This window comes from Terriglobales bacterium (assembly GCA_035624475.1).
Taxonomy (GTDB): Bacteria; Acidobacteriota; Terriglobia; order Terriglobales; family Acidobacteriaceae; genus DASPRL01.
This window is the reverse complement of sequence record DASPRL010000112.1, coordinates 1-8,366: the sequence shown is the minus strand read 5'-3', so window position 1 is coordinate 8,366 and position 8,366 is coordinate 1. Positions and strand designations below refer to the sequence as shown.

The window sequence follows — 8,366 nt, the reverse complement described above, 5'->3', positions numbered from 1 at the left end:
GGTCGCCCCGCGCATCTGCGCCGTGTTCAATGCCCAGGCGGCGATGTCTTTCATGCTCATGGCAGAACAGACATGATAAATGAAAAAAGAAAAGGGCGGCGGCCGCCGCCCTTCTGTCTTGTTACACAGTAGACCCTAGGTCCCCTCGCTCCACGAGGCCAGGTACTCATCCTGCTCGGGCGTGAGGCGGTCGATCTTGATCCCCATGGACTCCAGCTTCAGCTTGGCCACGCGCTTGTCCAAGTCCTCGGGTACAGGGTAGACCTTTTTCTCCAGTTGCTTGTGGTTCTTCACCAGGTACTCGACGGAGAGCGCCTGGTCGGCAAAGCTCATGTCCATGACTGCGGCGGGATGGCCCTCGGCGGCGGCCAGGTTGATGAGCCGGCCCTCGCCCAGCAGGTTGATCTTGCGCCCGTCCTTGAGCGAGTACTCTTCCACGAACTCGCGGGTGGTGCGCTTCGAGGAGGACATCTTCTCCAGCGCCGGGATGTCGATCTCCACGTTGAAGTGGCCGGAGTTGGCGACGATGGCGCCCTCCTTCATGACCTCGAAGTGCTCCCGGCCGATGACGTTCTTGTTGCCGGTGACGGAGACGAAGACGTCGCCCAGGCGCGCCGCTTCCGGCATGCTCATCACCCGGAAGCCGTCCATCACCGCCTCCAGGGCGCGGGTGGGGTCCACCTCGGTGACGATGACGTCGGCGCCCATGCCGCGGGCGCGCATGGCCAGGCCGCGGCCGCACCAGCCGTAGCCCGCCACCACGAACTTCGAGCCCGCCAGCAGGATGTTGGTGGAACGCACCACGCCGTCGATGGTGGACTGCCCGGTGCCGTAGCGGTTGTCGAACAGGTGCTTGGTGAGCGCGTCGTTGACCGCGATGATGGGATAGCGCAGCACTCCTTCCTTGGCCATGGCGCGCAGGCGGATCACCCCGGTGGTGGTCTCTTCCGTCCCGCCCACGATCTCGGCGGCCGCGTCCTGGCGCTTGGTGAGCACGGTGGTGACCAGGTCGGCGCCGTCATCCATGGTGATGTGCGGCTTGTGGTCGAGCGCCGCCAAGATGTGCTGGTAGTAGGTCTCGTTGTCCTCGCCCTTGATGGCGAAGACGGGGATGTTGTAGTCGCGGACCAGGCAGGCGGCCACGTCGTCCTGGGTGGAGAGCGGGTTGGAAGCGCAGAGCGCGACCTCGGCGCCGCCGTCCCGCAGGGTGATGGCCAGGTTGGCGGTCTCGCTGGTGACGTGCAGGCAGGCCGCGATGCGCACCCCCCTCAGGGGCTGGTTCTTGATGAACTCCTTGCGGATGAGCTGCAGCACCTTCATGGATTGGTTGGCCCAGTCGATGCGCTTCTTGCCCTGGTCGGCCAGCTCGATGTTCTTGATGTCGCACGTCACCGCCGCCGCGACGGCTTCCTGCTTGATTTTTGTGCTCATGATGACCTTTTCGGGAGATGGTTCGAAAACACTCCTGAGACGTTGCCCCTTCGGAGTTCCAACAGGATACCAGATAGAAGTCCGGGGGCGCAGGGAGTGCGCCCCCGCAGCCTGCTATTTGCTGGCGTGGCTCTTGCTCACCGGGGCGGACTCGGCCTTGGCGCCGGCTTCGGCGCGCAGGCGCGCAGCCTTATCGGTGGCCTCCCAGGTGAAGTCGGGGTCCTTGCGCCCGAAGTGGCCGTAGGCCGCGGTCTTGCGGAAGATGGGCCGGCGCAGCTTGAGCGACTCGATGATCCCCCGCGGCGTGAGCTCGAAGTTGTTGCGCACCAGCTCCTCGTACTTGTGCTCGGGGAGTTTGCCGGTGCCGAAGGTCTCCACGTACACGCTGACCGGCTCGGCCACGCCGATGGCGTAGGCCAGCTGCACCTCGCAGCGCTCGGCCAGGCCCGCGGCCACGATGTTCTTGGCGATGTGGCGGGCCATGTAGGCGGCGGAGCGGTCCACCTTGGTCGGGTCCTTGCCGCTGAAGCAGCCGCCGCCGTGGCGACCCATGCCCCCGTAGGTGTCGACGATGATCTTGCGCCCGGTCAGCCCGGTGTCGCCCATGGGACCGCCCACCACGAAGCGCCCGGTGGGATTGATGTGGTACTTGGTGTCGGCGTCCAGCATCTTGGGGGGCAGCACCGCCTGGATCACGCGCTCCAGGATAGCGCCGCGCAGCTTCTTGTTGTCCACGGTCTCGGAGTGCTGGGTGGAGATGACCACGGCGTCGATGCGCTGGGGGCGGAAGTGCTCGTCGTATTCCACCGTGACCTGGCTCTTGCCGTCGGGGCGGATGAAATCCAGTTCGCCGCTCTTGCGCACCTCCGCCAGCCGGTGGGTGAGCTTGTGGGCCAGCGAGATGGGAGTGGGCATCAGCTCCTCGGTCTCGCTGGTGGCGTAGCCGAACATCATGCCCTGGTCGCCGGCGCCGCCCGGGTCCACGCCCTGGGCGATGTCGGGAGACTGCTCGTGGATGGAGGAGATGACGGAGCAGGTCTGGGAATCGAAGCCGAAGGTGGCGTCGGTGTAGCCCACCGAGCCCACCGTGCCGCGCACGATGGAGGGGAAGTCCACGTAACCCTTGGTGGTGATCTCGCCGGCGATGAAGGCCAGGCCGGTGGTCAGCAGGGTCTCGCAGGCCACCCGGCTGTAGGGGTCCTCGGCCAGGCAGGCGTCCACGATCGCGTCCGAGATCTGGTCGGCGATCTTGTCGGGATGCCCTTCGGTCACCGATTCCGAAGTGAATAGAATGCGTCGCTTGGAAGCCACTTGCGCTCCTCCTGTGATGTGTCTCTACGACTCAGAACGCCACGGCGGGATGAATTCGGGCGGTGCCGCAGGAGTCAAATCGAGGCATCTACGATAACAAACGCGCCCCGGTTGGGCAACGGAGAGCACCCAAAGGGGAAATAGGGACAGTGGATAGTGAATTGTGGATAGTGAATAGCGGCCGCTCGCGGAGCGTATGGCACCGCCTGCTCCACTATCCACTATTCACTATCCACTATTCCCTGCCCTTGGCGGTGAAGGTCAACGTGCGCTTCTGGCCCTCGGCGCCCTGGGACGGAAGCAGCTTGCCGTTGAGGTAGATCTCCAGGCCACCGGCGTTGCCCACCGTCATCACGATCTCACGGCTGGCCTGGAAGCTCTGCCGGCTGGAAGCCTTCATGAGATGGTCGCCCTGGGACTGGCCGTCCACGATGGCCGCGACCCAGCAGTCGTGCAGGGCGCGCACCTCCAGGGTGAAGCCGGCGGAAGCGGGCGCCCCGGTCGCCGCGGGACCCGCCGCGGAGGAGGCCGCCCCCGGCTGGGCCGCCGCCGCAGAATCGGCGGCCGGCGGTGAGACCTGGGGCGAAGGCGAAGCGAGGGCCGGCGTGGCCGCGGTCTTGTTCGCGCTCGCGGCAGCGGGCGCCGGCGCTGACGCGACCTCGCCGGCGCTGGCGTCACGCGTCTGGAAATAGGCGCGCCACACCAGGAAGGCAGCCGCGGCCAGCAGCAGCACCGCCACCACCACCACCCACGGCCGGCGCCGGCGGACGGTCAGCTTCACCGTGGGCGGCAGTTCGGGGAGCGGCCCGGTGGCGGGCGCGTCGGCCTGGCCCGAGGCTGCCAGGTAGTCGGCCACCGCCTGCTCTTCATCGATGCCCAGGTACTTGGCGTAGGCCCGCACGAAACCCTTGTTGAAGATGCCGCCGGGTAGCTTGTCGAAGTCGTTGCTCTCCAGGGCGCGGAGGCTGCGGGTGCCGATCTTGGTGGCCTCGGCGATCTCCTCCAGGGTGACGCCGCGCATCTCGCGCTCGCGCTGCAGCTTTTCGCCAAACGAACTCATGGGTGCGGTCCTGCTTCGCCCGGCGCCGGAGGGTCTCGATGCGGGGGGTTCAGGGGCTAGGAAACCGCGGCCATCATAGGAGCGGGGCCCGCCGGCTGTCAACGAAGCAGCGCCGCAAGCTGCGGCCCGCCAACGACTTTGCCCGCCGGCGCGGGTTACTTTAGTCAGCACCAGCAGCCCCCGGGCCGGTTGCCCGGGGGGATGGGCTTGCATATAATACGCGCCACCGGCATACCCCCGCCTGATGCCGGTCCGAGTTCCTCATCATGACCGAGGTCACGACCGACAAGAAGCGCCAGTTGCAGGAACTGGGCATCTTCCACGATGTCGCCAAGGCGCTGACCTCGACGTTGAACCTGGATTCGGTCCTGCAGACCATCATGGACAAGATGGCGGAATACTTCCGCCCCGACACCTGGTCGCTGCTCATGGTGGACGAGGCCAAGGACGAGCTCTACTTCGCCATCGCGGTGGGCGACGCCGCCGACACTCTGAAGACCCTGCGCCTGAAGATGGGCGAAGGCATCGCCGGCTGGGTGGCCAAGCACGGCGAGGCCCTCATCGTGCCCGACGTCTACACCGACCCGCGCTTCGCCAAGCGCGTGGACGACATGACCAAGTGGAAGACGCGCTCCATCATCTGCATCCCGCTGCGCGCCAAGCACCGGGTGCTGGGCGTGATCCAGCTCATCAACTGCGTCATCGAGAGCTTCAGCGACAACGACATGCTGCTGCTGCAGGCGCTGTGCGACTACGCCGCCATCGCCGTCGACAACGCCCGCGCCGTCGAGAAGATCCAGGAACTCACCATCACCGACGACGTCACCGGACTCTACAACGCCCGCCACCTCTACAAGACCCTGGAAGCCGAGGTCTACCGCTCCGCCCGCTTCGGCTACGAGTTCAGCGTGGTCTTCATCGACCTCGACCACTTCAAGCACGTCAACGACACCTACGGACACCTGGTGGGAAGCAAGCTGCTGGCCGAGATCGGCTACATGATCAAGACCCACCTGCGCCTGATCGACTACGCCTTCCGCTACGGCGGCGACGAGTTCGTGATCCTGCTGCCCCAGACCCCCAAGGACTCGGCCCAGGTGGTGGCCAAGCGCCTGCTCGACGTCTTCCGCCAGTGCAAGTTCCTGCGCGACGACTCCCTCAACATCAACGTGCGCGCCAGCATGGGCATCGCCGCCTACCCCGAAGACGCCAAGAGCGCCCACGAGATCATCCGCCAGGCCGACGAGATGATGTACACCGTCAAGAACACCACCCGCGACAACATCGCCGTCGCCCAGTTGGGCATCATCAAGTAAGCCCGGCGGGCCTGCAGCCCGCGGCCTTTTCTCCGACCGCACCCAGACAAAAAAACGCCTGCGACCAGGTGCGTCGCAGGCGTGGTAGGCCCAGAGAGAGAAGAGAACAGACTATTTGGGATTGGGTTGAGGTCCCGCCGGAGGTGGAGCCTTCTCGGAAGACTCCGCGGTCGGGCCGGCGGCCGCCAGGCTCATGCTGCCGGCGGCCGTGGAGGCCGCCCCATCCGCTGCCAGCCGGGTCTCGTAGGGCCACAGCGGGGTCACCTCGAAGGGCATCTTTTCGCGCGCCGAGAGCACCGGGACCGGCTTGCTCTTCATCAGATAGACGTCGTTGCTCCAGCCGTCGACCTTGATGCGCCCGCCCAGGGGCAGGGCGGCGATCTGGTCGGGCTGGTCGACCTTGAGCTGCGGAGCGGCATTGGCGAGCTGCGCCATGCGCACTTCCTTGCCGTGCACCAGGCCGTTGCCGAGCCGGGGCATGACCAGGTTGGAGATGGCCCCGGCCCGCGCCTCCAATTGCCGCAGGAACAGCCCGGCGCTGCCCAGCTTGTCCTTGTAGGGAGAATTGCGCAGCAGCTCCAGCGCCCTGGCGTCGGCAGCTTCTTCCTCCGCCTCGGTGCGGCGCAGGCGCAACTCGTGGAAGCTCTTCTCGTCCGGGAACTGGGTGCGGTCGCTGAAGGAGTACTTGGTGTTCACCTGGTGGCCCAGGGTGATGTGGGCCAGCTCGCGCGCCAGTACCATGGCCAGGCTGGCCTCGTCGGGCAGCACGTCCAGCAGGCCCCGGCTCACCACGATGGTGTGGCCCATGCTGAAGGTCTCCAGCGGGTCGGTCAGCATCACCCGGCAGTGGATCTCCGGCTGGATGTCGAGGTTGTTGGTGATCTCCAGGTTGTTGACCACCGTCTCCATCACCTTGTCGACCTCGCCCTTGGGGGCAACCAGGCCGGCGCGCTCGAGCTTGTCCACCACGTTCTCCTCGGCCTCGCCCTGCCACAGGCGGGTGCTCTGCAGGGGAGAGAGGTCGCCGGCTTGCGGACTCTCGTCCTTGGCGCGGGTAGCGGCGTCCACCAGCACCCGCGTCATCTCGTCCTCCCGCGTGCCGAAGTTCGGGTCATAGCCCCACAGCCGGGTCTGCGCCTTGAAGCGGGCGGTGTGCAGCACGCCGTACTTCATGTCGGACTCCTCGCTGTAGACCAGGGTGGGCAGCCACAGGCCGGGCCGCAGATTCTGCCGCCAACTGTCGAAGTGGAAGTAGTGGCTGGTGAAGCCGCCGCCGGTGTCCACCCCGTTGAAGCGCACGATGTTGTATTCCTGCTCCTCCACCCAGATGCGTCCTTTGAAGCCGCCGGCCTTGCCCACCGGGGCCACCTCGAAGACCATGCAGCGCAGGTCGCCGAGGAACTCGCGGTGCAGGTAGCGGAAGCGGTAGTGCTGGCGGTCGAAGTGCTGGCTGTCCACCGCGATCATCCCGGCGAAGCCTTGCGGCGCGTAGTTGATGGGGAAGAAGCCGAAGGCGTTGTGCAGCAGGGTGCGGAAGCGGCCCGGCATGTCCACGTACAAGGCCTCGTTGGTCACGCCCCGGCTGAAGTCCAGTCGCCCCAGGAAGTATTCGTCCTTCTCCGGCACACTGCCCAGTTCCTTGTCGGGGCGCTGGTCCTGGAGATAGGTCTCCATCATGGGCCGGAAGTGCCGCAGGTTCTCGATCATGAACTGTTCGCGCGCGATGGTGCGGTCGATCACCTGGTCCTGGTCCGAGGACGCCACGGAGACGGAGGGAGCGGGCGCCGCCGATTGTGTCCAGGCCGGGGCCGCCAGGAGCGCCGCCGCCATGCCGATGAGGAGCAGTTTGCTGATGCGCATTTCTATTCCCCTTTCCCCGTTGGTTCAGTAAGCCAGTTGGAAGACCACGTGGAGCGTGGCCACGGTGTCCTCCGGGTGCCCGTCCTTGCGGGCGGGCTTGAAGCGGATGCGCTCGGCGGCGTGCACCGCGGCCTCGTCCAGGCCATGCCCCAGGCCGCGGACCACGCGCAGCACGCGGAGGTCGCCATTGGCGCCGAAATCCACCTCCAGCAGGACCTCGCCTTCCACCTTCAGGCGGCGGGCCTCCTCGGTGTAGAGGGGATTGGGCTTGTCGAGGATCTCCACCGGCAGGAGGCTGGGGCCCTGCGCGGCGCGCGTGCCGCCGCTGCCGCCGCCCTCCCCGCCGACGCCGCCGTTGCCGAAGCCGCCCATGGCCACGCCCCCGCGCCCGTTCCCGCCGGGACCGCCGGCGCCGGTGGCCACGCCGTTGCCGAAGCCCGCGCTCTTCACCGTCCCGGGCACGCCATGGATGCCCCCGGTGCCGTTGCCGTTGCCCCGGCCCGCGGGCAGATCGAATTGCCCCAGCGACGCGATCTGCACCGCGCCGTGGGCGTCCTTTTGCGGAGGCACGCCGTTGGGATCGCCGAAGCCCCCGGTCTGCACCTTGCGCGCCGGCAGCTTCAAAGTGGGCTTGGCGGAGCTGCCCTCCAGGAGTCCGGTGCGCACCACTCGCGGCGGCGCCGGGGCGGGCAGGTCGAGCTTGCTCTCCACCTTGGGCATCGCCGTGGGAGGAGGATCGTTCTTGATGACCGGACGCGGCAGACGCGGCGCCTCCAGCCGCGCCACCTCCACCGGCGGCTTCAGCGGCGGCGGCGGGAGTTTGACCCGCACCCGCGGCGGCGCCGGGTGCTCCATCAGGTCGGGAGCGACCAGGGTGACCGACTCGAAGTCGCGCCGGGGAGAGATCACCTGCGGTTGAAGGATGGGAATGGCCGCCAGCAGCGCCACTACCGAAGTCTGGAAGGCGGCGCCCAGCCCGAAGCGCGACCAGCGCGCCGGCTGCGGCGGCAGCAAGGCCAGTTGGAAGTTCGTCCGGTTGCGGCCCATGTTCTTCCCCCATCGCGCGGCAGAAGCTCGGCCGCGCTCTTGCCAGCGAGCCCGGATGGCCCCGGGTTCGCCGGATGCATCAAGCTACCTTCGCTCCGTCCCCGCCACAAGATTCCTGGCGGCCGATTCGAGGGTGAGAACTCCTCCGCTCGCACACTGTCCCATCGGCCATTGTCTGAAAGGCCATTGAACCTGCCCGGCCGGACACGCGGCGCGCTGCGCCCTCGCCCACCCGTCCCGGCGGGTCAAGGGGCAAACGGTTTGCCATCTCGGGAACGTTCTCGGGAGCGGGGTTAAGCGGAGGCAGCGGAGAGCGACTGTATAAGAGTTACCGGGTGGCA

General features: G+C 67.1%; 6 protein-coding genes. 1 reads left to right on the top strand and 5 read right to left on the bottom strand.

Going from position 1 to position 8,366, the window contains the following annotated elements; genetic code table 11:
• Positions 1-135: 135 nt before the first annotated feature.
• The 3 genes from ahcY to VEG08_04835 form a co-directional block, all read right to left on the bottom strand.
• Complete coding sequence (gene ahcY / locus VEG08_04845) at positions 136-1,431, bottom strand: adenosylhomocysteinase (GenBank protein ID HXZ27312.1); 1,296 nt, start codon at positions 1,429-1,431, stop codon at positions 136-138.
• A 114-nt stretch (positions 1,432-1,545) separates the two neighbouring features.
• Positions 1,546-2,742 carry a methionine adenosyltransferase gene (gene metK, locus VEG08_04840; GenBank protein ID HXZ27311.1) on the bottom strand — a complete coding sequence of 399 codons (1,197 nt, stop codon included), beginning with the start codon at positions 2,740-2,742 and terminating at the stop codon, positions 1,546-1,548.
• Between the two features lie 235 nt (positions 2,743-2,977).
• On the bottom strand, positions 2,978-3,802 hold the full coding sequence (locus VEG08_04835) for a helix-turn-helix domain-containing protein (protein ID HXZ27310.1): 825 nt from the start codon (positions 3,800-3,802) through the stop codon (positions 2,978-2,980).
• Between the two features lie 266 nt (positions 3,803-4,068).
• On the opposite strand from VEG08_04835, the gene VEG08_04830 reads away from it, so the two are divergent.
• On the top strand, positions 4,069-5,118 hold the full coding sequence (locus tag VEG08_04830) for a sensor domain-containing diguanylate cyclase (protein ID HXZ27309.1): 1,050 nt from the start codon (positions 4,069-4,071) through the stop codon (positions 5,116-5,118).
• Positions 5,119-5,229: 111 nt separating this feature from the next.
• Here VEG08_04830 and VEG08_04825 read toward each other — a convergent pair whose 3' ends face one another.
• Together VEG08_04825 and VEG08_04820 are read right to left on the bottom strand one after the other, a co-directional pair.
• Positions 5,230-6,978, bottom strand: a complete 1,749-nt coding sequence (locus tag VEG08_04825) for a M48 family metalloprotease (protein HXZ27308.1) — start codon at positions 6,976-6,978, stop codon at positions 5,230-5,232.
• A gap of 24 nt (positions 6,979-7,002) precedes the next feature.
• A complete protein-coding gene (locus VEG08_04820; GenBank protein ID HXZ27307.1) occupies positions 7,003-8,025 on the bottom strand; it encodes an energy transducer TonB in 1,023 nt (340 codons plus the stop codon).
• Between the last annotated feature and the right edge of the window lie 341 nt (positions 8,026-8,366).